Source organism: Nocardia goodfellowii (assembly GCF_017875645.1).
Classification (GTDB): domain Bacteria; phylum Actinomycetota; class Actinomycetes; order Mycobacteriales; family Mycobacteriaceae; genus Nocardia; species Nocardia goodfellowii.
In genome coordinates, this window is record NZ_JAGGMR010000001.1 from 5811318 (window position 1) to 5836634 (window position 25317).

14 protein-coding genes are annotated in these 25317 nt (G+C 66.4%); 4 read left to right on the plus strand and 10 right to left on the minus strand.

From position 1 onward, the window contains the following. Positions 1-8 precede the first annotated feature (8 nt). The 6 genes from BJ987_RS26775 to BJ987_RS26800 all read right to left on the minus strand — a co-directional run bounded on the left by BJ987_RS26775 (position 9) and on the right by BJ987_RS26800 (position 6371). The gene (locus tag BJ987_RS26775; RefSeq protein WP_209895351.1) at positions 9-887 is read right to left on the minus strand and encodes an SGNH/GDSL hydrolase family protein; all 879 of its coding nucleotides are present in this window, start codon (positions 885-887) and stop codon (positions 9-11) included. Between the two features lie 82 nt (positions 888-969). Continuing rightward, on the minus strand, positions 970-1944 hold the full coding sequence (locus BJ987_RS26780; RefSeq protein WP_307869769.1) for an esterase/lipase family protein: 975 nt from the start codon (positions 1942-1944) through the stop codon (positions 970-972). A gap of 308 nt (positions 1945-2252) precedes the next feature. Then, complete coding sequence (locus BJ987_RS26785; protein WP_307869770.1) at positions 2253-2945, minus strand: TetR/AcrR family transcriptional regulator; 693 nt, start codon at positions 2943-2945, stop codon at positions 2253-2255. Positions 2946-3184: 239 nt separating this feature from the next. Then, entirely contained in the window at positions 3185-3382 is a 198-nt protein-coding gene (locus tag BJ987_RS26790) for a DUF1048 domain-containing protein (RefSeq protein ID WP_209895357.1), read from the minus strand. A gap of 101 nt (positions 3383-3483) precedes the next feature. After that, entirely contained in the window at positions 3484-4689 is a 1206-nt protein-coding gene (locus tag BJ987_RS26795; protein ID WP_209895360.1) for a cytochrome P450, read from the minus strand. Positions 4690-5282: 593 nt separating this feature from the next. Then, complete coding sequence (locus BJ987_RS26800; RefSeq protein WP_209895362.1) at positions 5283-6371, minus strand: FAD-dependent oxidoreductase; 1089 nt, start codon at positions 6369-6371, stop codon at positions 5283-5285. A 191-nt stretch (positions 6372-6562) separates the two neighbouring features. On the opposite strand from BJ987_RS26800, the gene BJ987_RS26805 reads away from it, so the two are divergent. Beyond that, the gene (locus tag BJ987_RS26805; RefSeq protein WP_209895364.1) at positions 6563-7237 is read left to right on the plus strand and encodes a TetR/AcrR family transcriptional regulator; all 675 of its coding nucleotides are present in this window, start codon (positions 6563-6565) and stop codon (positions 7235-7237) included. A 388-nt stretch (positions 7238-7625) separates the two neighbouring features. Here BJ987_RS26805 and BJ987_RS26810 read toward each other — a convergent pair whose 3' ends face one another. The 4 genes from BJ987_RS26810 to BJ987_RS26825 all read right to left on the minus strand — a co-directional run bounded on the left by BJ987_RS26810 (position 7626) and on the right by BJ987_RS26825 (position 10259). Then, positions 7626-8555 (minus strand): alpha/beta fold hydrolase, encoded by a 930-nt coding sequence (locus BJ987_RS26810; protein ID WP_209895366.1) that lies wholly within the window; start codon positions 8553-8555, stop codon positions 7626-7628. Positions 8556-8628: 73 nt separating this feature from the next. After that, the gene (locus BJ987_RS26815; protein ID WP_209895368.1) at positions 8629-9204 is read right to left on the minus strand and encodes a TetR/AcrR family transcriptional regulator; all 576 of its coding nucleotides are present in this window, start codon (positions 9202-9204) and stop codon (positions 8629-8631) included. Positions 9205-9214: 10 nt separating this feature from the next. Then, positions 9215-9511: a hypothetical protein gene (locus BJ987_RS26820; RefSeq protein ID WP_209895370.1), complete on the minus strand. Its 297-nt coding sequence runs from the start codon at positions 9509-9511 to the stop codon at positions 9215-9217. 205 nt (positions 9512-9716) lie between these two features. Then, positions 9717-10259 carry a hypothetical protein gene (locus tag BJ987_RS26825; protein ID WP_209895372.1) on the minus strand — a complete coding sequence of 181 codons (543 nt, stop codon included), beginning with the start codon at positions 10257-10259 and terminating at the stop codon, positions 9717-9719. 309 nt (positions 10260-10568) lie between these two features. Here BJ987_RS26825 and BJ987_RS26830 point away from each other — a divergent pair, with 309 nt between their 5' ends. The 3 genes from BJ987_RS26830 to BJ987_RS26840 all read left to right on the plus strand — a co-directional run bounded on the left by BJ987_RS26830 (position 10569) and on the right by BJ987_RS26840 (position 25121). Further along, a complete protein-coding gene (locus BJ987_RS26830) occupies positions 10569-10712 on the plus strand; it encodes a DUF4153 domain-containing protein (RefSeq protein WP_209895374.1) in 144 nt (47 codons plus the stop codon). Beyond that, positions 10709-10909: a hypothetical protein gene (locus BJ987_RS26835; RefSeq protein ID WP_209895376.1), complete on the plus strand. Its 201-nt coding sequence runs from the start codon at positions 10709-10711 to the stop codon at positions 10907-10909. The genes BJ987_RS26830 and BJ987_RS26835 overlap by 4 nt, the downstream gene beginning before the upstream one ends. Before the next feature lie 271 nt (positions 10910-11180). Further along, positions 11181-25121: a non-ribosomal peptide synthetase gene (locus BJ987_RS26840; RefSeq protein WP_209895378.1), complete on the plus strand. Its 13941-nt coding sequence runs from the start codon at positions 11181-11183 to the stop codon at positions 25119-25121. Positions 25122-25317 lie beyond the last annotated feature (196 nt).

Genomic DNA, 25317 nt, shown 5'->3' on the forward strand with positions numbered 1-25317 from the left:
AGATCGGATCATTGACCGAGCGCGGCCAGTACGCTGCTCGCTTGGTGATCGGCGCCGAGTTGGTTGGGGTGAAACGGCACTGCCGGTCCCGGCGGGTTCTGCGACATCGGGATCAATCCTTCGACCCAGCGAGTCCCGGGCGGCTGACACACGTCGTGCCCGCCGCTGGTGGAGTAGGTGTCCACCAGTTCGACACCGGTGGCCGCGGCGGCGCGCGCGAGCATCGCGTTGAGTTCGATCTTCTTGCGACCGATCCATGCGGCATCGGTGTCGGAGATCGGGATACTGGCGAAACATCCACGCTCGCCGACAGATTTGAGGTAGTCCAGCAACAGGATGCGGGCGTGTGGTGCGCGGGCTTTGATTCCGTTGAGCACGGCGATCACCGCCGGTTCGGCGGCACGAATATTGGCCGACATGGCGTCGACTCCGCCGGGCACCCAGGAGGTTTGACACGGCGACGCCGTCGGATCCATCGTGAGGCAGGAGGTAATGGCCTCGGCCAGGCCCGCGTCGTTTCCACCGATCCCTACGGTGACGAGGTCGGTGGTGGGCGTGAGCCGCTCGAATTGCGGCGCATTGGTCGAGCCCGGCAGTCGCTGCGGTGTAGTCATATGCACTGTGGTGGCCGCGCCACAGGTCGCGTCTCGAAAGACCGCCACTGAGAGCGCGGCCGCGACCTGCTTGGGATAGTTGCCGGCGCTCTGGCCGCACCCCAGGGGCACGTGCTGGGTCGAGATGTTCGACAACGTCGAGTCCGCGGACCAGGAATCCCCGAGGGCGACGTATTCGTGATAGGCCGGGGCCGCAGAGGCGCTGGGTGCGAGCAGAATTGCCCCTGCCAGGCTCACGCAGGCACCGGCGAGGGTTCGATTTAGGGTTGGCATGACTTCTCCACAAAGTGTCTATCTGGACGTGTATGCAGCAGAGCCGCTGCCTTTTCCGGACTCGCGCGGCACACGGGCTGGCTCAATTGATGCCTGGGAAGAGGAACCCCTGCGGTATGCACGGCACCGGGGTGGCGCGCTCGGGGTCCAAGGCATTGAGGACGAACCGCCAGGGGCGTTCGTTGAAGTTGATACTGATGTGATCGCTGTAGTCGTCTGGGCAGCTGTCTTGGAGCACGATGTTGGAGACGTCGGGCCCGTTGAGGAATTGGTTGGTGTAGGGCGTGACGACCTCGTCGTATCGGCTGACCAGGTTGGTGTAGGTGACGCCGGGGCGTGTATCGCCTTGCCCAAAAGTCTGCTTGATCAGATCCGACCCGATCATCTGCTGGGTCAGCACGGGCAGGAGCGCTTCGAGCACGCCGTAGACGGCGCCCCCGAGCGGGGGAAAAGACTTGCGCAGGAAGACCTGACCGTTGGCGGTGGTGCCATGGTTGCTGGGTGCGAGCCCGATCAGCTTGTCGACGTAACGGTCACCACCGGCGATGTTGATGTAGTAGTTAGGCAGCAACCCGCCGCCTTGTGAGGATCCCACCAGGTCGACCTTGTCGGCGCCGGTGAGGGCGCGGACCTTGTCGACCTGGGCGGCGAGTTCGCGTGCGCTGTCGCGGATATCGGTGACCGCCTGGACGGGGATTTCCGATATCCATTTCGGATTGCCGTAGTTGAAGGTGAACACGCAGTAGCCGTTGTTGCGCAGCAACGGCGCACCGAGCCGCCAGTTCGCTGCCTGATTGACACCGGTGCCGTTGATCAGGATCACCGGACGGGGACGCTCGGGAGTGAGTCTGCAGGTCGGATCATTCGCGCCCGGCGGCACCTGTTCGGGGAAGAAGAACGGAATGATGGCCGTGCCCACATCGAAGGTGACCGGGTACTGGCCACCATGGATCACCGGCTCGGCCGAGGCCGTCGCGCCACCACTGGCCGCGCCGCACGCCAGCGCGACCACCCCCAGCCACGCCCCGAACCGGCCCCACCGCGGACGGGAGAACACCTTTCGACGATGCCGATCTGTTGCTGGCGATGTGAAGGCAGGACTGACACAAGGGTTCATCGTCGATTCCTAATGCGTGTTCGGAGCGGAGACGGTTGAGACGACCAGCACACCGTTGACCAGGAGTGATGCTGATCACTGCGCGAACGATACACTAGTGTATCGCTATACTCAACAGGTTCGATACAAAAGTGAATCGTTAAGAACGCGGGCTGAACGCCGATTCGCGACCTGGCGGCGCGCCCCAGGAACGCAGCTCTGAGCTGGGGTTATAAGAGCTGGAGGGGGTTCAGAATGGAAGGCGTGGCTTAGCCGGCGGTACGGTCGGCTTGTTCGTCGGGCACGCTGTAGGACAGAACGACGCGCGTGAACAAGTCGGCCCGTAGCTCCCGGACGGCGGCATTGTCAGGCTCCATCAGGCATTGCGTCGCGGTGCCCTCGTGTACTGCGGCAAATGCCATTCCCAGCGCTTGCGGGTCGGTCACTACCCGTCCGGCGCGAGCGAGAAGTGTTTGCAGGACCGGGATGAATGCCGCACTGATCGATCGCATTTGCTCGGCGATGACGGCGCGCAGTTCGGGGTTGCGCAGAGCATGCGCGCTGAATTCGTAATAGATGCGAAACCACTTGCCGTCCAAGGGCGCCGCGTTCAGCATGTGCTCGACGATCTGGCGGACCTCACGGAGTTCAGTCGCCGGTTCTTCTTCGAAGGCCGCGCTCGTCACCGCGATCAACCGCGTCGCCTCGCGGCCCATCATCGCCAGGAACAACTCGTCCATCGAGGTGAAGTTGGAATAGAACGCCCCCCGCGTATAGCCGGCGCGTTCACACACATGCTCAGGGCGGGCTCGACCGAAACCCATCTCCGCAATCGCGTCGAAGGCGGCGTCGAGTAGCCGCTGGCGCGTCTCGGGCCTGCCTCGCGTATCCCGGCGACTGGACTTTGCGGGTTTCCTCGACACACTGCGACCACGGGCGTGGCCAGCGGGAGTGGACGCCACGAACGGTCGCTCCTTCCATGCGAGAGGATGGACCCGAAACCGTATCAAAATGGCTGCCCAACGGCGGAACTGGCAGCCGAGCCGGGCAGGTTAACGGACCTACTCCCCAACTCTCTAGGCTCCCGCGATGGAGCGAATAACACATAATCGGCATGATGGTGCGTTCAGCCGGCCGCGGCCCGGCCGGTCCGAACAGCCTTGTAAGCGGGGGCATTACCGGACGTCGGGTGACGACGCCGTCAGCGGGCGCTCTGTTTTTCGGCGTGCGCGATGGCCTCGATCAGTTTCTTGCGTACCCGGGCGGAAACGTAGCCGCCGTCGGTGTAGTTCTGGACAAGTGTTCCGGCGAATTGGCCCGGGTCCGGCCCGACGATCTCGCGGACCGGGGTTCCCTGGACCGCGGCCTGCTCGAACCGGTCGGCGAGATCTTCGAACATCGAGAGGCTGACCTCGCCGTCGGCCTGCAAGGAAGTTCCAGGTCCTCCAGAACTCGTCGAGATATTCCCGCCCTGCCCTGTTCGGCAGCAGGGATCCGCGGTCACACGTCCCAGGTGACCGGGAGGCTCTTCACCCCGAAGATATCCGCGGTTTCCGGGCGCAGGGCGACCTCGTCGGCCGATACGGCCAGGCGCAGTGTGGGGAATCTGCTGATCAGGGCGGGGAACGCGACGCGCATTTCGACGCGGGCGAGCTGCGCTCCCAGACAGTGGTGAGCGCCGTGGCCGAAGGCAAGGTGTCCGCCGGCCCGCCTGTGGATATCGAACACGTGGGGATCGGCGAAGCGGTCGGGATCGTGATTGGCGGCGTGGTACGACGCAATCACCACCTGCCCGGCCTTGATCGTCTGGCTGGCCAACTCGACATCTTCCAGCGCTGTTCTCATGGAGGTCTTGGCGACGCTCAGATACCGCAGCAATTCCTCCACTGCCTGGTCGGTGAGCGCGGGATCGGCGCGCAGCGCGGCGAGTTGGTCTGGGTGGCGCAGAAGCGCGAAGGTGCCCAGCGCCAGCATGTTCGCGGTGGTGTCCAACCCTGCCGCCAGCAGAACCAGGGCCATGCCCCGTAGTTCCTCATCGGTCAGATCGGTGTCGGTGAGCTCGCTGAGCACGTCGTCAGTAGGGTTCGCGCGCTTGGCGGCGACCAGCTCGGTGAGGTACTCGTACGTCGCGGTAACCGCCGCCATCAGGTCCTCGTCGCTGATCTCCCCGCCCATGAACGACTCCACGTTGTCCTGGAAGGAGGCCCTGTCTTCGTAGGGCACCCCCAGCAGTTCGCAGATCAGGATGGCGGGGATGGGTCTGGCAAACGCCGCCAACAGATCTGTCGGGGGCCCGGCCTTTTCCATGGCGTCGAGCCGGTCGGCGGTGATTTGCTCGACGCGTTCGGTGAGCAGTCGCATGCGCCGTGCGGTGAACTTGCTCGCCAGCGGTTTCCGATAACGCCCGTGCTGCGGCTCGTCCATGAGCAGGAACTCACCGGGCGGTGCCGGTGGGATCTCGAAGCCCGAGTAGTCGATGGTCGGGTGGAGCATCAGCTCCTTGCGTGAGCTGAATCGCGCGTCGGACAGGATGGACCGGACGAGGTCGTGTCCGGTGACCAGCCAGCCGGGTTTTCCGCCGGGGAAGGTGTAGTGGCTGATCGGGCCCTGCCGACGGGCCTCGATCAGCTCGGCCGGGGGGTCGAACGGGCAGCCGGGCTGACGCGCTGTCGGTAGCGTGGTGATCGTGTGGAGAGCTTCGCTCATGCTCAGTTCCCTTGCGGTAGAAGGCGTTTGAGTATCTTGGAAGTCGTTATAAACTCACTATAAGCATATGTATACGTAGATGCAAGGCTGACTGTCATGATTTCTGGCGGTCACGCTCGGCTGGCGTCTCGCTAACGCACTGCAGTGGATCGCCCAACGCGGTAGCCGGATCCACTGCCACCGCTGCGCAACCGACAGATCAGTGCATCTCCCATACCAGGTCTTCGGGGCCGAATTCGCTTGCGGTGCAGCAACTATCAGCTACCTCGTCACAGCGTCTGGCTGATGGTCGGCTCGACAGCGCTGAACGGCGCATGGCTTCAGTCGTTGCGTCGATCCGTGGGCGACAGCACCATCGTCGCCCACGATCAGCGCCTCGCCGACCGGCCGACGCCGGCAGCTGTATGGCCCGAGGATCAACTGGTCGCCGACTGTCGCGGACCTGGCGTGGGCCGCCCCTCTCGGCGCCGAGGACCCCCGCCCATACCGCCTACTACCGCCCGCCGGGCGGCGCTGTGCTGATGGCCGGCCGACCGGAGCGGGTCGTGACCCTGCGGGATGTCTTGCGGGTGCACGGGTTCGCGCCGGGCACCTCAGTCGGTGAACATGCGGGCGGCCATGTGCCGGGAGTTGTCGACGGCTTGGCGGCCGCGGGGCAGCATGACTGCCTGGTACGCGGCGACAGCTTCGGTCAGCGTCTTCTCGCCCCTTGCGGCGGAAAGGATTTCACCGGCCAGAGTGGCGGCGTCGGCCAGGGCCGTGTTCGCACCCGCGCCGGCGGTGGGCGGCATGGTGTGGATCGCATCGCCGAGCAGGGTTACCGGGCCGGGCTCCCAGGTTGGTATCCGCCCGCTGATGCGGAATGTGATCGGGAAGAACGTATCGGTATCGGAGCGGGCGTAGACGTCACCGATGACGGGGTGCCAGTCGGCGATGGTGTCGGCCGACAGTTTCCACAGCTGTTGCGACGACATGCCGAACAACACCTCGTCGGTGACGCCGAGACGGTGCGGGGTCGCGACCAGGGTGACCATCAGGTAGTCCGGCCGTTCCTCGCTGGGGGTGCGGAAGCGCACGGTGCCGAATCCGGCACCGCAGGTGCTGTCGGCGGATATCCAGCACAGTCCACGCTCGAATTCCTCGGGCGACAATGGGCTGGTGAGGGTCGTTCTGCCGTATATACAGCGCAGCCCGAAGTCGTCGACCGCGGCGTCGGGCAGCAGTTGGCGGCGGATGGTCGATCCGACACCGTCCGCGCCGATCAGCAGATCTCCCTCGTCGCTGCTGCCGTCGGGGAACTCGACCCTGACCCGGCCGGTGTCGAGCACCTGATAACCCGATACCGAGCGCCCGAACTCGACGATCTCATCGAGGCCGTTGAGCAGCCCCTGGCGGAAAGTGTTGCGATCGACGGCGGTGAGTTGAGCGTCGGGGATGTCGGGGAATTCTTGGGCGAATACTCGTTGCAGGTCGGTGGTGAACGTGGTCACCAGGTCACCGTTGCGTCCGCTGGTGCGGCGCAGCAGATCCAGCACCTGTGGTGTGAGGCAGTCGGCGAGGGCGGCGTTGCCGGTCGGGTCGATGTGGATGCGGTAGCCCTGGTTACGCGTGCGAGGCGTCGGGTCCTGCTCGTAGACGGCTACGTCGATCCCCCCGTGGTGCAGCGTCTGCGCCAGAGTCAAGCCTCCGACACCACCGCCAGCGATGAGAACTCTTGTCCTGACTGACATTTCGATCTCCCGTATGAATTACGGCCGCCCGTCGGCCGGATCCGTGACTTCATGATCCGCCGCGCATCAACCGTGTGTCAAACATTCATTTGAATCTGACAACCATCTATTTGATAGTGCTGACCGGTTGTATGATCAGCGGCATGTCCGCGTCCAAACCCCGCCGGTCGCCCGCCCCCCAGGAGCGCCAACGCGATCCTGAACGCACGCGTGCGCTGATTCTGGACGCGGCGATGGCCGAGTTCGGTGCACACGGGTACGCCGGGGCCCGGATCGGCGCGATCGCCGCTCGCGCCGGAGTGAACGTGCAGCTGATCTCCTACTACTTCGACGGCAAACAAGGCCTTTATCAAGCGATTTCGCAACAGTGGCAGCAGCGCCAGGGCGCGCTCGTCTCGCCGGATGCGCCGTTGCCCGAACAACTGCGCCGCTATGCACTGGAGGCGTTGCACAACCCGGACGGGGTGCGCCTGCTGGCCTGGAACGGGCTCGAATACCGCGGGAACCGCGATACCGCATCCGAATCGCCGTCGGACACTCGCCCCTTCGCCGACAGCATCGACGAACTGCGCGACCTGCAGCAAGCAGGTCGCCTGCCCGAAGATCTCGACCCCGCATGCCTGGTGATCATGCTGATGGCCGCGACGATGGCACCAACCACGCTGCCGCATATCATCGAAGGTGTCTGCAACACCGACCCGCGCTCAACCGAATTCCTCGAACGATTCGCCGACCAGATAGCCATCCTCGCAGGCCACCTCGGACTCGGACCCTCCCCAGCATCCGAAAAACCAGAAGGGGTAATGCCCAGCGGATAGCAGGCGAAGCGATGATGCTCGATAGCCCGGCGCGTTTCTCAACCGGCTGATCTCACCGCGCCGGTGCTGCCGCCGGGCGGGAGAGGGCTCGCCGTTGAGTCTCCCGCCCGCCCGTATTCGTGTACAGCATCGGCCTCGACTGCGGACGAGACCCGGGGCCGCTGGGCACGCGGCCAGTACCTCGACCCGGTCGCTGGCGTTGGCCTCGGCGCCGAGCTTCAAGCGCAGGATCAATCCGGCCGACGGTAGCTCGAACCGCCATCCCGAAAGTGGTCGCGAATGTCCGGTATTGCGTTGTCCCTGAGCGATATTCATCCGCACATCCGACGTCGCTGACAAGTACAGTGCGTTCGAAGCCGAGGTTCAGAGCGCCTGCGTAACCGGGCGATTAACGCGGTGTACTGCCGAAGAACGACAGCAGTTCGCGGACCATGAATTCGGGCTGCTCCTCGGCGATGTAGTGACCGCTGCCCGGTACCGCGAGTACTCGCACGTTGGAACCCTTGTCTGCCATTTGCGCGAGCAGAAGGGGGTAGGTGTCCTCGCCGGCTAGCGTCAGAATCGGTACGTCCACCGGTGCGTAGGTGGCGAGATCGGCGACGTCGGTGCGCATGGTCTGGTACCAGCGGTTGCCGGCACGAATCGCCTCCGGCGAATCGTAGGCTTGGGCGTAGACGCGGCGCGCATCCTCCGACACCGATCCCTGGTCGACGAGCATGTGACCGTAGAGCCAGTCGATGAGGAGGCGGAATCGCCCGTCGAGCAACCGCTCCGGCAGCTCCTGGAGTTGATTGAGTCCGAACCACCAGGGATAGCCGCCGCGGCCGTGTTGCAGTGCGGCGACCTGCTCGTCACTGGCGGGCAGCATCGGGATGGTCAGCCACGACTCGTCCGGCACGCCCAGATCCAGGGTGACCAGCTTCCGGACGGCCCGGGGGAAATTGGCGGTCAGGTGGTAGGCGACCGAGGCTCCGATGTCGTGTCCGGCGACGAAGGCCGACTCGTGGCCGAGATGGCCGATCAGGGCATGGATATCGGCGGCCATGGTCTTTTTGTCGTAGCCGTCCTCGGGCTTGTCCGAGCCGCCCATTCCGCGCAGGTCGACGGCGATCACTCGAAAGTGCGGGGACAGGGCGGGCATGACTTTACGGAACTGCCACCAGGTCTGCGGCCAGCCACCGAGCAGGATCAACGGGTCGCCGTTGCCGCCGGTGACGTAGTGCAGACGTGTGCCGTTGACCTGGGCGTGCCGACTCGCGAATTCGCCCTCCAGCGACGCGGCCAGTTCAGCATCGGTGGGGACGGTGGTCGAAACCATCGAAACGCTCCTTTAATTGAATGATTGGTCCAGAAAAGAGACATGCGTTAGGGCGATGAGCGGTGCGAAGTCTTCAGCCGAGGAAAGCCAGAGCTTCCTCGAGGGTGTCGTCGAGGAAGCGCTCGCGCAGTGCGGTCTTGCCGATGACGCGGACGCCTTGCAGCAGGGTGACCAGAAATCGCGCCACGGCGACCGGGTCGCGATCGGGCAGCTCCCCTTCGCGCCTGGCCCGCAGAAGCGCGGTTGTCAGTACGGTTTCCATGCCTTCCAGGCCGGTGGCGACCAGGCGGCCGACATCCTCGTCGGCGGGCAGTTCCACCGCGGTATTGGTCATGAAACAGCCTTTGTACTGGTGATCGGCCAGCGCGGAGTGCGCGTACCAGCGCACCAGCGTCTTCACCGCAGCCAGGGCCGAGCCCGGCGTGGACAATTGATCGAGCAGTCCCGCCCGGGTGTCTTCGACGTAGCGTTCGACCGCGCGCAGGAACAACTCCCGCTTGCTGCCGAAGGTGGCGTAGAGACTGGCCCGGCCGAGCCCGAGGTGCTCGACGAGATCCTGCATCGACGTCGCCTCGTAGCCTTGGCGCCAGAACAGATCCATCGCCGTCCGAAGTGCAGCGTCGGGATCGAATTCTTTCGCCCTGCCCATGTACCGGACGCTACCTTATCTGGATCGAACATTCCAAAAAATTGGTTTCAGCCAGCTCGGCCAGCCTGATGGTCGCGGTTGTGCGGCTGTATCCGACCATGGGCCAGGAAGATTCCGCGGTGATGAGGGTCGATTCGGAAGGATCTCTCCGAGCCCGCGGTCGGCCGATGACCGGGCGCAGGTACGTCGTCACCGGCTCGCCACCTACCTGGCTGCCCGGTCCACCGGGGCGGCTCACCACGACAGCATCTACCGCGGCGATGGGTCGATCGGCGCCGTCACGCACGCCCGAGAACGCGACCGCCATCTGACTGGGGTAAGCGGCCCGGCGGGCACGACGTCTCACTTACGGACATCACGTGATCGGCAGATCAGTGCGTTCGCCCGGCAGCAGGTTGGCCGATTCGCTCAGCGCCGCAACAGCGATTACCTGTGAACACCGGAAAACCGCGAACTACTAACCGGTTGTTGCGAATTCGAATTTCGTCGAGTGAACAGCCACGATGGTGGAGCTACAGCGCGGGTTGGTGTAGGGAGTCCATTTCCGCGCGCAGAGCGGCGATCTCGGCGGCCAGCTGCGCGCGGAGATGTTCTCGTTCGTGCAGGCTCGCGCGCATGCTCTCGATGGTGTCGTCCATGCCGGCGAGCTTGCGGTCGGCGCCGGTCAGGCGCCATTCGATGACAGCCCGGCGGTCCACGGACAGGCTGGCAGTGCTGACCCAGTTCAGGGCGTAGTCGAGCCAGCTCGGGGGCTTGGGCATCTTTTCGGTGTCCCAGCCGCGGCGGTTCGCGAGCTTGGTCGACAGGGTGCGCTCGCCGCCCGCGTCGGTCATTCGGACTTCGCCGAGTTTGCCGGCACTGGTCACCACTGCGGCGAACCGGCAGCAGCCCGCTAGGTGCATACGCAGTTCGGCGGTGCCGCGGCCGTCGACATCCAGGTCGCCCAGCCATGGTCCGTCCGCTACCGCGAGGATCGACTCCAAGACGACGGTCTGGCTTGCACCACCGCGCAGCCGCGTCGTCCGAGTACGCAAGTCCTCAGGTGTGGCAGCCATCTGATCCCAGTGCATCGCACTTCACTCCACATCTACCCGGCATACGAACAGCAACCCTATGAACATAGCGACACAAGCGGGGCACCACCCAATGCCGCCGAACCCATGGCGTGGTCGGCATGTCGGCTGCCTACCCATCCGCGCGAAGTCCGGGCCTCCGACTCCTGGCCGCCCAGGCCGTCAACGTCTTCGGGGTCTTCACCCGCATGGGAACATCATCCGTACTCAGCCACCGCGCACCTTGCGGCATTTCCGTGCATTGCTGAGATGTAGAAAGCCGCAGATCATCGACAACACGAAGCGGAAGCAGTGGTCGCGGCTGGACTGGGGCTGCCGCTGGGCGCGCTGACCGTGTTGTCCACGGTGTTCGTGGCCACCCAGCTGGCGGCGCTCTTCGGCGGGAACGGATACCTGCAACGCACCGCGGAGCTGACCTACGCGCAGTACGCGTGAAACGGATTCTGGCTTATCGCCGACTGGCGGGCAAGATCGTCGAGGCAAGCGGCGGCCGTAGGGTGAAACTGGACCTCGATCTCGATTGTTTGAGCGGACTGTCCGCCGATGCGCTGCCCGCCATCGAGCGGCTGCCCGAATCCCGGCGAAGCCAGATCGCCGCCTCGATTCGCGCCGATCTGGAAGCGAACACCTGACAGGGCTGGAACTGGTCGCGCACCGCCGGACGCTGATTCTTACTGGATCGCCGCCGCTTGGAGCACCGTTACCGGTGCACTGGACCCCACATTCTGGGGCGTGTCGAGCCACCGTGTGAGCAGTACTGTTCAGAACATATTCACCACGCGTGGCCGGTTGTTGCCTCGCCCGGGCGAAGTCCGGCTCCAATGTCTGTGCTATTAGGCGCTTTTGGGCTGCACGCGTTCTTCTCCGGCTGGTGTGCGTTCGAGGAGAAGGTGATTGGGCAGCATGCGGGAGAGAATGCCGTTGACCGCGGCGCAAGTCGATGTGTGGCATGCCTGTCAGCTCGATCCCGCGGTGCCGATGAATATCACCTCCTACGTGGACCTCGAAGGGGAGCTGGATCGGAAACTGTTGCGGGAAGCCGCCATTGCCGCGGGTATCGAGTTGGGGTCGGGGTTCGTCCGGTTCGAGGAGGGCGGCGGACGAATCTGGCAGGTCGTGCAGCCGCGACCGGATGACGAACTGCAATACGTCGACTTCCGGACCGCCGTCGATCCGGAAGCAGCCGCCTGGGCCTGGATGCGACGGGCCACCGGGCAGGTATTGGATGTGCTGAGCGACCGGCTGGTGAGCATGGCGGTGCTGCGGCTCGGTGCGACGCGGTGGTTCTGGTTCATCCGGGCGCATCACATCGTCATGGACGGATTCGGTGCCATGAATCTGCTGACGCGGACAGCGGCACTGTATTCGGCAGCCATCGCGGGCGAGCCGCGCGAGCCGGTGGTGAGCGACGAACTCCATGCCTTGGTCGAATACGACCTCGCCTACCGCGGCAGCACCCGTTTCGACATTGACCGGGACTATTGGGGCGAACGGCTCGCGGGGTTCCAGGAGGGCAGTAGCCTGGGCGGGCGGACCGCCCCACCCGGGCCGGTCAGCGGCATCATCGGAGCCGACCTGCCCGCGGACTCCGGCCTCGAGGCGGCGGCCGCGCGGCTGGAGACCTCGGATTCGGTGCTGTGCATCGCGGCGTTCGCTGCCTACTCGGCGCAGGTCACGGGTATGCCCCGGGTGACGTTGAGCCTGCCCGTCGCCGCCCGCACGACGGCCCTGCTGCGTCGCTCGGCGGGCATGGTGGCCAATGTGGTGCCGCTGTGCTTGCCTGTCACGCACACCGCGACGGTGTCCGATCTGCTGCGCGAGGTGCGCAACGCGGTGAGCGGGGCGCTGCGGCATCAGCGCTACCGCGCGGAGGACATTCGCCGCGATCTGGCGGAGGCGGGCCGCCTCGCCCGCGGGTTCGGTCCGTGGATCAATGTTTCCCCGCTGGACGGCGAACTCGGGCTCGGCGCTGCCGTCGGACAGGTGCATGTGCTGTCCACGGGCGCCGTGGACGACCTGGTGGTCAGTATCTATCGGGCGGCCGGAAAGCAGCGGCATCGGGTGGTTTTCGAGACCAATCCGAACGTGTACTCGGAGCAGGACGCGCACCGCCACCACAGCCGGTTCCTCGGATTCCTGCGGCGATTTCTCACAGCGGACGGCGACGACCCGGTGTGGGCGGTGCCGCTCACCGAACCCGAGGAAACCGCGCGGGTGGTGAACAGATGGAACGCTACTGATTTCGACGTCCCCGAGGTGCTGCTGCCCACCCTGCTCGATGCGCAGGCGGACCGTACGCCGGACGCGATCGCGGTGCAGTGCGACGGGGCATCGCTCACCTATTCCGAGCTCGCCGGACGCGCGAACCAGCTGGCCCGACACCTGATCGCCTGCGGCGTCGGGCCGGAATCCCTTGTGGCGCTGTGCATGCGACGAACCCTGCATTCGGTGGTAGCCATGCACGCGGTGCTGCGGGCGGGCGCCGCATGGGTTCCGATCGATCCCGATCACCCGGCCGAGCGCACCGAGCACGTGCTGCGCGGCGCGAATCCGATTGGCGTGCTGACCGATTCGGACGAACGCGTGACCCTGCCGGCGGAGATCGACCGAATCGAGGTCGACACCCTCGACCTATCCGGATATGCGAGCACACCGGTAGCCGGCGAACGTCGAATGGCATTGCGCGGCAGCAATACGGCCTATGTCATCTACACCTCCGGGTCGACGGGCAAACCCAAGGGCGTGGCAGTCACCCATGCGGGACTGACCAATCAAATGCTCTGGATGCTGGACACTTTCGCCCTGCACTCCGGGGATGTCTGGCTGCACAAGACACCCACCACCTTCGATGTCTCGCTGTGGGGTTCCTTCCTGCCGCTGCTGGCCGGTGCGCGCATGGTGCTGGCCTCTTCCGCGGACTATCAGAATCCGATTCGCCTGGCGGCGTTGATCGCCGAGCACGAGGTCACCGTCACCGATTTCGTGCCGTCGGTGCTCGATGTCTTCCACACGGTCGCCACGAGCCAGCAATGCCGAACCCTGCGCCACGTCTTCGCCATCGGTGAAGCACTGTCCCCGCACACCGTGGCGGCATTTCGAGCACTGAGCACGGCGGGCCTGCACAACCTGTACGGCCCGACCGAAGTCACCGTCAGCGCCACCCACTGGGCGGCGGACCCGATCGTCGACACCGTGCCGATCGGCCGCCAAGCCTGGAATACCCGTGCCTATGTGTTGGATTCGCGACTACGCCCGGTTCCCGTAGGCGTCCCCGGCGAGCTGTATCTCGCGGGCGTCCAGCTGGCGCGCGGCTACCTCGGCCGCCCCGACCTGACCTCGGATCGGTTCGTCGCCAACCCGTTCGGTACCGGCGACCGCCTGTACCGCACCGGCGATCTCGTGGTCTGGCGCGAGATCGACGGCGCCGGTGTCCTGGAGTACCTGGGCCGCAACGACTTCCAGGTGAAGCTGCGCGGCCAGCGCATCGAGCCGGGCGAGATCGAATCCGCCTTGCTGGCCGAACCGAGCGTCGGACGAATAGCGGTGGCGGTCGTGCCCTCGGATCTCGGCGATCGGCTGGTCGCCTACATCGTGGCCGCCCCCGGGGCCCGGCCGGATCACGACGAGCTGCTCGATAACCTGTCGAACACGTTGCCCGCCGCCATGATTCCCTCGCTCATCGTCGAACTGGATGCGCTGCCGCTGAACGCGAGCGGCAAACTGGATCGCGCCGCCCTGCCGAAGCCGGTCTTCACCCGTCCGGAATTCCGGGCGCCGGCGACGCCGGGTGAAGCGACCATCGCCGAGGTATTCACCGAGGTGACGGGATTCGACCGGATCGGCCGAGATGACGACTTCTTCGCCCTCGGCGGCGACAGCATCCAGGCCATCCGGGCAGTCGCCCGCGCCGCGGAGCGCGGTGTGCGGCTGACGCCCAGGGCCCTGTTCGAGCACCGCACCGTCGAGCGGCTGGCCCAGTTCACGAGCGGACTCGACGAACCCGCCGCGCACATCGCCAGCCTGCCCGCACTCGAGCCGTCCGATGCCGCCGAACTGGGCCGGCGCTACCCGGACATGGTCGAGGTCTGGCCGCTGACGCCGATGCAGTCGGGCATGTTGTTCCACGCGCGGCTCGCCGAATCCGACGCCTACCTGATGCGATTCGCTCTCGATCTGGACGGGCAGGTGGACGCGGACCGCCTGCGCACCGCGGCGCAGCGAATCCTGGACCGCCATGCGAATCTTCGCGTCGCCTTCACCGAAGACCGCACGGGCACTCCGGTTCAGGTAGTGCTCGACCACGTTCAAGTGCCTTGGCAGGTAATCGATCTCGACTCCGAAGGCGACTTCGATCCGCTCGTCTCGGCCGATCCGGCGGCTCACTTCGACATGCGTACCGCCCCGCTCCTGCGCTTCACACTGCTTAGATCGAACGGCCGGCACCGTCTGCTGGTAACCGGCCACCACATCCTGATCGACGGCTGGTCGCTGCCACTGCTGGCACGAGAATTGCTGGCGCTGTATGCGTTCGACAGCGATACCCCAGCCCTGCCGCCCGCCCGGTCCTACGACGGATATCTGGCGTGGATCGCGTCGCAGGACGCAGCGGCCGCCGAAGGAGCGTGGCGGACCGCATTGGCCGGGTTCACAGAACCGACACCGCTGACGCGACCCAGCACCGGCACCGGTGTGGGTAACGGCAACGGCGACGATGCTGTCGGCACCGGCCACGAAGCTGCCAGCGGGGCGGGTGTCCTTGCTGAGGGCACTTCCTGCGGTGTCGGCGAAGTGGGCTTCGAGCTGACAGACACCGACACCGAGCGGCTGCGAAGTGCGGCGCTGCGGGCAGAGGTCACCGTCAACACCGTGGTGCAGGCGGCGTGGGGGCTGCTGATCGGGCGCACCGTGGATCGCGACGACATCGTCTTCGGTGCGACGGTGTCAGGACGACCTGCGCAGCTGGCCGGTGTCGAGGATATGGTCGGGTCGTTCATCAATACGATTCCGGTGCGGGTGCGCCTGGCAGCGGCGGACACCGTGGCCGGGCTGCTACGGCGATTGCAAGCCGAGCAAGCCGCACTGCTGGAACACCATCATCTCGGGTTGAGCAAGATACAGCGGATTGCCGACGTCGAGACGCTGTTCGACTCGTTGCTGGTCTTCGAAGCGGTTCCCGCCGATGTGGCGTTGCGGACCACCGCGCCCGGCGGACTTCAGGTCACCGGTGTGAGGGCGGTTACCGACACCCATTACCCACTCACCGTGCTGGTCGGCTTGGGCAGTCGGCTGCGGGTGTCGATCCGGTACCGGCGCGAGTTGGTCGATGAGCCGGTCGCGACCGCGCTGGCGGAGCGCTTGTCGATGCTGATCGGCCGCCTGACCGCCGATCCGCAGGCAGACCCGGCAAACATCGACGCACTTGTCGAAACCGAGCGTGTCGCGCTGACGGCCCGCAATGCGACCGAAGTGCCTGAACTGCTTGATGATTCGACGCTGCTGACGTTGTTCGACGTACAACTGGCGCGGTCCGGCGATGCGCCCGCAGTGATCCACGGGTCCGCCACCCTGAGTTATGCCGAGCTCGATGCCCGGTCGCGGTGGCTGGCGCGGGTGCTGGTCGCCCAGGGGGTGCGTGCGGAAACACCGGTGGCGGTGGCGATGCGGCGCGGCGTCGATCTGGTGGTCGCGTTGTATGCGGTGCTGCGTGCGGGCGGCGCCGCGGTGCCGATCGATCCGAGCGATCCGGCCGAACGGATCGGGCACGTGCTGTCGAGTACGACACCGGTGTGCGTATTGACCACGGCGGCAGACGGTTTCACGACTTCCTGGGACATACCGGTCCTACGAGCCGATGTCATTGAATCGGACCGGAGCGAGTCCCTTCCCCTCGTGCGGGCGGACAACGCCGCTTATGTCATCCACACCTCGGGGTCGACGGGACGACCGAAGGGTGTAGTCCTCACTCACCGGCAACTGGTCCATCAGTTCCGCTGGGCGCAGCGCACCTATCCGCTCGGCCCCGGTGACCGCGTACTGCACAAGACGCCCATCACCTTCGATATCTCCGCGTGGGAATTGCTCTGGCCGTTGCAGACCGGCGCGGCGGTGGTCATCGCCGATCCGGATGGTCATCGCGATCCCCGCTATCTGGCGCAGACGATCGATCACTTCGGCATCAACACCGTGCATTTCGTGCCATCGATGCTCGAGGCCTTTCTAGAGACAGCGACGGGCTCGGGGCTGAAATCGTTGCGGTGGGTATTCGCCGCGGGTGAGGCGCTGACAACCGGGACGGCAACGCGGTTCGCCGCGGCCCTCCCACACGCGAAGCTCGTCAACTGGTATGGCCCCGCGGAAGCCACCGTCGTGACAGCATCTGTCGCACAAAACCTTTCGGGTGCGACAATCCCGATCGGCACGCCCGTCGCCAATACCCGGATGCACGTGCTGGATCGCCGCCTGCGACCGGTCCCGGTGGGTGCGGCGGGCGAACTCTATCTCGAAGGCGTGCAACTGGCTCGCGGGTACTTCGGCGCTTCCGGGTTGACCGCGCAACGGTTCGTCGCCCACACAGGCGGCGCGCGCCTCTACCGCACCGGTGACGTCGTCCGCTGGACGCTCGGCGGGGACGGCCGTCCCGCCGTACTGGAATACCTGGGCCGCACCGATTTCCAGATCAAGCTGCGTGGCCAGCGCATCGAACCCGGTGAGATCGAGGCAGTACTGCGCGCACACGATGATGTGTCCCGCGCCGCGGCGACCGTGGTCCACGGCGACCTCGGTGATCGGCTGGTCGCCCATGTGGTCCGCCGGCCCGGCGCAACGGTGGACGAGCGCGCGCTGCAGGCGCATGTGCGTAAGGCGTTGCCGTCGTACATGGTTCCGAGCGCCGTCGTCTTCTTGGAGGCCATGCCGCTCAACGCCAGCGGCAAACTGGATCGAAGAGCATTGCCACATCCGGAGTTGGGTGCGCGGGCCTATCGTGCGCCGGCGACACCGCTCGAACGGGCCGTCGCCGCCGTGTTCACCGAGGTACTTGGTTGCGAGCGCGTCGGCGCCGACGACGACTTCTTCGAGCTCGGCGGAAATTCGCTGATCGCTACCCGCGTGGCTGCCCGGCTCGAATCGGCACTGGCCAAGCGGGTTTCGGTGCGGTTGGTCTTCGATGCACCGACGGTGTCCGCGCTGGCGACCGCGCTCGCGGGGGCGGCGGACCGCCCCGCCGTGGTCGCGCACGACCGGCCGCAGCGTTTGCCGCTGTCGCACGCGCAGCAGCGCATGTGGCTGCTCAACCAGTTCGACACCGGCTCGGCCGCCTACAACATCCCGGTCGCGCTACGCCTGCGGGGTGCACTCGATATCCCCGCGCTGCGCCTGGCCGTCGCCGACGTCATCGCCCGGCACGAGGTGCTGCGCACGGTGTACCCGCAACCCGAAGGGCCCACCGCGGAGCCGGTGCAACGAGTCCTCGATCCGCACGAGGTGAGCGTCGACCTCTCGCCCCTCTCGATCGGCCCGGATCAAGTGCGCGACGAGTTGCGCCGAGCCGGCGCCGCCGGTTTCGACGTCACCGCCCAGCCACCGCTGCGCACCCGGCTGCTGCACGTCGGTGGCGACGAATACATCCTGGTCTTGGTGGCCCACCACATCGGCATGGACGGCTGGTCTTTCGGTCCGCTCAGCCGTGACCTCATGCGCGCCTACGCCGCGCGCGGCAGCGGACACGAGCCGCACTGGACCCCGCTGCCGCTGCAGTACGCGGACTTCGCACTCCGGCAGCGCGCACTGCTCGGTGCCGGTGACAACTTGGAATCGCCTGCCCGACAGCGGCTCTCGTACTGGCGGCGAACCTTGGCCGGGCTTCCGGATCAACTCGACCTGCCGGGGTCTCGTCCCCGCCCCGCCAGCCAGTCCTTCGATGGCGGGCGAGTGGATTTCGTCATTCCCGCACCCACGCACGCCGCCCTGCTCGGCCTCGCACGCGGTCGTGATGCGACGCTGTTCATGGTGTTGCACGCCGCCTTCGCGGCGTTTCTGTCGCGCCTGTCCGGCACCGACGACATCGCCATCGGCACCCCGGTCGCTGGTCGTGGCGCCGCGGAACTCGACGACTTGATCGGCATGTTCGTCAACACCCTCGTCCTGCGGACCAGGGTGCGCTCGGGCACCGGTTTCGCGGAGCTGCTGAGCACCGTCAGGGAGAACGACCTGCAAGCATTCGCGCATGCGGACCTGCCGTTCGAATGGCTGGTCGAGGACCTCGACCCGCCCCGGTCCCCAGGCCGGCACCCACTGTTCCAGGTGATGCTGACGCTGCAGGACTTCACCGACGCCGCCATCGAGCTGCCCGGTCTGACCCTCGAGCTGCTGGAGCCGGAGGATGAGCCCGCGAAATTCGATCTGGCACTGAGCATTCGAGAGCAGTACGCGGCGAACGGCGATCCCGCCGGATTGCGTGCGGTCTTCGGATTCGCGCGCGACCTGTTCGACGACAGCACGGTCTCGGTCTTCGCGCAACGCTTCGTCCGGATGCTGGAGACACTCACCGAGCGGCCAGAGCTGCCGGTGGGTGACGCGGTGCTGCTGTCTCGTCCGGAATACGAACGGCTGACCCACACCCCGGCCGTCAGCGCGCCCTGCGGATTGCTGCCCGATCTGCTGACCCGCGGCCGGGCACGCGGGCAGCATCGCCTGGCGGTGCGCTACGCCGGTCGCTCGGTGACCTACGGTGCGCTGGACGCGTACTCGTCACAGTTGGCGCGGCTGTTGATCGATCACGGCGTCGGCCCGGAGAAGCTTGTCGCACTGGCGCTGCCGCGCTCCTATGAGATGGTGGCCGTCGTCCTCGCGGTGGCCAAAACGGGTGCGGCCTACGTGCCGGTGGATCCAGGATATCCCGCCGATCGAGTGCGTCATATGCTGACAGATTCCGGTGCGATGCTGGGCATTACGTCCGGCGAGTTCGCGAACGCACTGCCAGACGCGGTGGACTGGCTTGTCCTGAACAGCCCCTCGACCACGGCGTCACTAGCGCATCGGTCGCCGGATCCGGTGAGCGATGCGGATCGTCTCGGACCACTCTCCGATTCCCATGTCGCGTACGTGATCTACACCTCCGGCTCGACAGGTCTGCCGAAGGGCGTCGCCGTCATCCATGCGGGGCTGGGCGGCCTGCTCGAACATGCCATCGACCGGTACCGGCTCGGACCGGAACACCGCATGCTGCACATCTGCTCGCCGAGTTTCGATCCGTCCGTGCTGGAATGGATGTGCGCGTTCGCGGTCGGCGCGACCCTGGTGATCACGCCGCCGGATGTCATCGGCGGTGCGGAGCTGGGCGCGCTGCTGCGCGCCGAGGAGGTGACGCACGCGATCCTCACCCCTGCGGTGCTCGGCACGCTGGATCCCGGTGGGCTCGACCATTTGACAACGCTGTCCGTGGGCGGCGAAGCCACCACACCCCAACTGCTCGGATCCTGGCAGCCGGGGCGCCGTTTTCTCAACGGGTACGGCCCGACGGAGACGACGATCATCTCCGCCTTCGCGGAACTGACTGCCGGGCAGCACGTCACCATCGGCACGCCGGTCCCAGGCGTCGCCGCGTACGTGCTCGACGAGCGGCTGCGGCCGGTGCCGCCGGGCGCCACCGGTGAACTGTATTTGGCGGGTGCGGGTGTGGCGCGCGGGTATTGGCATCGCCCCGGGCTGAGCACGGAACGATTCGTCGCGAATCCGTGGGGAACGCCGGGCGCGCGGATGTATCGCACGGGCGACCTGGTCCGCTGGTACGCGGTTCAGGAGACCGGCAATGACGCACTGGCGACCACGGACTGGCAGCTCGACTACCTCGGGCGCGCGGATTTCCAGGTGAAGATTCGTGGGTTCCGGATCGAACTCGGTGAAATCGACGCCGTCCTCGGCGCCCACGAGGACATCGAGTTCGCCGTCACACTCGGCCACGAGCGGGACTCCGGCGCCACAGTCCTGGTCTCCTACGTGCGCACCAAGCCGGAGCGATCGCCCGACGCCGCCACGCTCATCGCCTTCGCCGCACGCCGGCTGCCGTCGCATACGGTGCCCGCGGCGGTGGTCGTGCTCGCGGAGCTGCCGTTGACCCCGGTCGGCAAACTGGATCGAAATGCCTTGCCGCGGCCCGAATTCGCCGCGAGCGCATACCGGCCGCCCTCGACTCCGTCCGAGCAGCTCGTCGCGTCGGTCTTCGCCGAGGTCCTCGCCGCGGAGCGGGTCGGCGCGGACGACGACTTCTTCACCCTCGGCGGCAATTCGCTGATCGCGACGCAGGTGATGGCGCGTCTGGGCGCCACCTCGGGCACGCGGCTTCCGGTTCGCCTGCTGTTCGAGGCGTCCACGGTGAGCGGACTCGCGAAACTTGTGACGCGGAGTGCGGGCGCACGGCCGCGCCCGCCGCTGATCGCGGGCCCGCGCCCCGATCCGATTCCGCTCTCGCCCGCCCAGCAGCGGATCTGGCTGCTCAACCGGATCGACCCGGCCGCGGCCACCTACAACATTCCCGTCGCCCTCCGGCTCTCCGGCACCCTCGACCTCCCCGCGCTGCGGGCCGCGGTGTCCGATGTGGTGGCTCGGCACGAGGTGCTGCGCACCCGCTACCCGGAGCGGGACGGTCAGGCGCGGCAGGAGATCCTGCCGGCGACGCAGGTCATGATCGAGCCGGAACCGATTGCGGCCCAAGCAGTGTCGCGCCGCATCGACGAGCTCGCCGCGACCGGATTCGACGTCACCGCCGCGGCGCCGCTGCGGGTCGCCGTCCTGGAGTTGGCGGCGGATACCGAATACGTACTGGTCTTCGTGGTGCATCACATCAGCGCGGACGGCTGGTCGATGGGCCCGCTCACGCGGGACTTCATGCTCGCCTACGCCGCACGAACGGCGGGCATCGAGCCGGGGTGGTCTCCGCTGCCGGTGCAGTTCGCCGATTACGCCCGCTGGCACCGCGAGCTGCTGGGCAGCCTGGCCGATTCGGGCTCGCTCGCCGCCACCCAGTTGGACTTCTGGCGGGACGAACTGGCCGAGCTGCCGGTGGAATCCACTTTCCCCGCCGATCGCACCCGCCCGCGGCGGCCGTCCTACGCGGGCAGCACCATCCGTTTCACTGTCGACGCGTCGACCGCGCGCGGGTTGCGCACGGTCGCCGAGACGCATCGCTCGACCCTGTTCATGGTCGTGCACACTGGGCTGGCGATCCTGCTGGCCCGGCTGTCGGGCAGCGCGGACGTCGCGATCGGCGCGCCGATCGCAGGACGCGGTGAGGCCGAAATCGACGGCGTGATCGGCATGTTCGTCAATACACTGGTTCTGCGATCTCGGGTCGATCTCTCCGAATCGGTTGCCGCGCTGCTACTTCGGCAGCGCGACGCCGATGCCGCAGCTTTCGCGCACGCGGATGTGCCCTTCGAGGACGTGGTGGAGGCACTTGCGCCGCAGCGCCTCCCGGCACGGTCGCCGTTGTTCCAGATCGCCTTGGCTTTCCAGAACCTGCCCCGAGCCGACGTGGAGCTTGCCGGTGTCCGGGCAGCGGTTCTCGATAATCCCAACCCGACCGAGAAGTTCGACCTCACCATCACGGTCGACCACAACTCCGCCGGTGAACTCCCCCTGGCAATTTCTTATGCGCGTGACCTTTTCGACGAACCTACTGTTCGGCGCATCGGCGAACGGCTGCTGCGAGTACTGACCAGCATCGCCACCGACTCCGCCTGCGTGGCCGGGGACATCGATCTGTTCCTCGAAGGCGAACGCGAAGCACTGCTCCAGCAATCGAGCAGTCCCGGCGTGCCGGAACAGGACACCACGCTCGTCGAGCTCATCGACGCGCAGTGTCGTGCGCACCCGAACTCGATCGCGGTCCGCTCCGGAACAGCCACCCTGACCTACGCCGAACTCTCACGGCACGCAGACGACGTGGCATACCGCCTGGCCCAGCAGGAAATCGGCCCGGGAGCCCTGGTGGCCGTAGCCCTCGAACGCACCGCGGACGTGCCGGTCGCGCTACTGGCGGTACTACGGGCAGGGGCTGCCTACTTGCCCATCGACCCGGCCTACCCCACTGGGCGGCTCGAATTCGTGCTGACCGACGCCGCGCCGAGCTGTGTGCTCACCACCAGCCGGGTCCGGGCCGAACTGCCGGTCGGCGACCTTCCAGTTGTACTCGTCGAATCCAATTCAGGGACAACGGATTTAGCGTTCTCTAGCGCGGCCGCGCACCCGGACGACCTCGCCTACGTCATTTACACCTCGGGTTCCACCGGCACTCCTAAAGGCGTTGCGGTCACCAATCGCAACGTCGTGCACCTGTTCGCGAACGCGCTCGCGCGGTTCGAGGTCGGCGGCGAGGACGTGTGGACCGTATTCCACTCCTTCGCTTTCGATTTCGCGGTGTGGGAGCTGTGGGGTGCGCTGTGCACCGGCGGCACCGCGGTGATCGTCGATCACATGACCTCGCGTTCACCGGACTTGTTCCGAGACTTACTGATTCGCGAGCGCGTCACGGTACTGAGCCAAACACCCTCCGCTTTCCAGCAACTGATCGAAGCCGACCGTGAGGCCGGGCCCGGGCATCCGCTCGCCCTGCGCTATGTGGTGTTCGGCGGCGAGGCACTGGATTCCGGCAAGCTGAGCGACTGGCACACCCGCCACGCCGCCGACAGCCCGCAGCTGGTGAACATGTACGGCATCACCGAAACCACCGTGCACGTGACAATCAGTGAATTACACGGCGCGGCACCACAATCCTCGACTATCGGACAGGGCCTTCCCGGTTTCGGTGTCCACGTTCTCGACAGCCGGCTACAGCCGGTGCCGACCGGCGTCACCGGCGAAATGTATGTGGCCGGACCACAAGTCGCGCGCGGCTACCGCGGCCGCCCGGGGCTGACCGCCACCCGCTTCCTCGCCAACCCTTATGGCCCGCCGGGATCGCGCATGTACCGATCCGGCGATCTCGGCCGCCGGCGCGCCGATCTCGAATACCTCGGCCGCGCCGACCAACAAGTGCAGTTGCGTGGGTTCCGCATCGAATTGGGCGAGATCGATGCCGCTCTCAGCGCGCTCGGGGGCGTCGCCGAGGCGCGAGTGATCCCCCGCGGCAACCGGCTGCTCGCCTATGTCCGCCTGACCGGCGATGTCGACGCGGCGCAGCTGTATCAGCAGATCGCCGGCCAGCTTCCAGAGCACATGATCCCGGCGGCCATCACCGCGGTCCCCGCCTGGCCGCTGACCGTCAACGGCAAGCTCGACATCCAGGCTCTGCCCGACCCGGACTTCACCGCCCGCGCCACCGGCCGGGCGCCGCGCACCGAACGCGAGTCCGCCATCGCGGCGCTGTTCGCCGAGGTACTCGAACTCCCCGAGGTCGGCGTCGACGACGATTTCTTCACCCTGGGCGGGGATTCGCTCGGTGCGGTCCGCCTGCGTTCCCGCTTCCGCGACGTGCTCGACGCGGACCTGAGCGTGCAGCAGATCTTCGAGGCCCGGACAGTCGCCGCACTCGCGGCCGCTGTCCCGATCCACCGCAGCGGTTTGCCCACCCGCGCCGGGACCCATCATCTCGATCTCGTCCCGCTCTCCTTCCCGCAGCGGCGACTGCTCGAGCTCAACGACAGCGAGCGCCGGACCCGAGGCCCCGGCCGGGCGTATGTCTTCACCTTGCGCATGATCGAACCCACCCGCCCACACCTCATACGGCTCGCACTGACCGATCTGGTTGCCCGCCACGAAATCCTGCGCACCGTCTTCCCCGGCATCCAGCGGATATTGCCCAGCGGCAGCATCGATTACGCCACCGTCCCGGCGAACGACCTCCCGGCGGCGATCGCGAAAGACATCGCCCAGCCCTTCGACCTGCGCACCGAACTACCCTTGCGGGTGCGCTTCTACCCCAGCGGCGATTCCGGTGCACTGCTGATCATGCTGCACCACATCGCCGCCGACGGCTGGTCGGCGGCCCCGCTCATCCAGGATTTCGCCGCCGCCCTGCGGGCTCGCGGCCACGGCGCGCAGCCGGAGTGGCAGCCCCTACCCATCCAGTACGCCGCACATGCGATCTGGCAGCACGAATTGATCCGGCATCTCGACGCCAACCCGCTAGACGCCCAACTCGCCTATTGGACAACAACTCTCGAACGCCTGCCGAAGCCCGCCCCGGCACTCCGCCGACCACCGGATGCGCCGCACCCGCAAGCTGCCCAGGTGTACATCGGCGTGGACGAGGAGCGTTATCGCCGGCTGGAAACCTTCGCCAACGCCCACGAGGCCAGCATCTACATGGTCGTACACACCGCATACGCGCTCATGCTCACCGAATTCGGCCTCGGCCCCGACCTCGCCATCTGCGCACCCACCGCCGGCCGCACCGAACCGGGAATGGAATCCGCCATCGGCCGATTCACCAATTTCCTGATTTTGCGCACCGACCTCACCGGAGCACCGGCCTTCCCCGACCTACTGGCCCAGGTCCGGCGCACTACCCTGGCCGCCCTCGACAATCAGGACCTCCCTTTCGAATTCCTCACCGACCACCTCGGAATCCGCCCGCACCTCCGTCTGCGCCTGGCATTCCAAAACATCCCGACCGCCGACCTGGAACGCTCCGGCCTCCCCGCCCACTGGGACCCCGTCCCCACCACCACCCCCGCCGACTTCGACATCTCTCTCGTCCTCTCCGAAGTCCCATCCCCCACCGGCCGCCCCCAATCCCTTTGGGGCGTCCTCGAATACGCGTCCGACCTGATCGACGTCGTGACCGCGGAGAAAATGAAAGCCAGATTCGAGGAAATCCTGTTCGAGCACCTCGAATTCGATAATTGACCTGATCGCCGCTAGCGCAACAGTGTCGCTGAGGCAATGCCGAGCGGACGAAATCATCCGCTCGGAGCGTGTCGGGCACGAGTTGCGTCTGTCGTGACCAGTCCGGTCATCCATGGGCCGAGCCCCGGTCCGTTATCGAGCGCGGCGGCGAACCACTGGTAAGCCATGAATCGCTGATACTGATTGCATACCCCGC

Excerpts from the sequence above, each read along its gene's own strand:
- BJ987_RS26795 (WP_209895360.1), bottom strand. The coding sequence starts at position 4,689 with ATGAGCGAAGCTCTCCACACGATCACCACGCTACCGACAGCGCGTCAG.
- BJ987_RS26775 (WP_209895351.1), bottom strand. The coding sequence starts at position 887 with ATGCCAACCCTAAATCGAACCCTCGCCGGTGCCTGCGTGAGCCTGGCA.
- BJ987_RS26840 (WP_209895378.1), top strand. The coding sequence starts at position 11,181 with ATGCGGGAGAGAATGCCGTTGACCGCGGCGCAAGTCGATGTGTGGCAT.
- BJ987_RS26815 (WP_209895368.1), bottom strand. The coding sequence starts at position 9,204 with ATGGGCAGGGCGAAAGAATTCGATCCCGACGCTGCACTTCGGACGGCG.
- BJ987_RS26820 (WP_209895370.1), bottom strand. The coding sequence starts at position 9,511 with ATGGCGGTCGCGTTCTCGGGCGTGCGTGACGGCGCCGATCGACCCATC.
- BJ987_RS26810 (WP_209895366.1), bottom strand. The coding sequence starts at position 8,555 with ATGGTTTCGACCACCGTCCCCACCGATGCTGAACTGGCCGCGTCGCTG.
- BJ987_RS26825 (WP_209895372.1), bottom strand. The coding sequence starts at position 10,259 with ATGGCTGCCACACCTGAGGACTTGCGTACTCGGACGACGCGGCTGCGC.
- BJ987_RS26805 (WP_209895364.1), top strand. The coding sequence starts at position 6,563 with ATGTCCGCGTCCAAACCCCGCCGGTCGCCCGCCCCCCAGGAGCGCCAA.
- BJ987_RS26790 (WP_209895357.1), bottom strand. The coding sequence starts at position 3,382 with ATGTTCGAAGATCTCGCCGACCGGTTCGAGCAGGCCGCGGTCCAGGGA.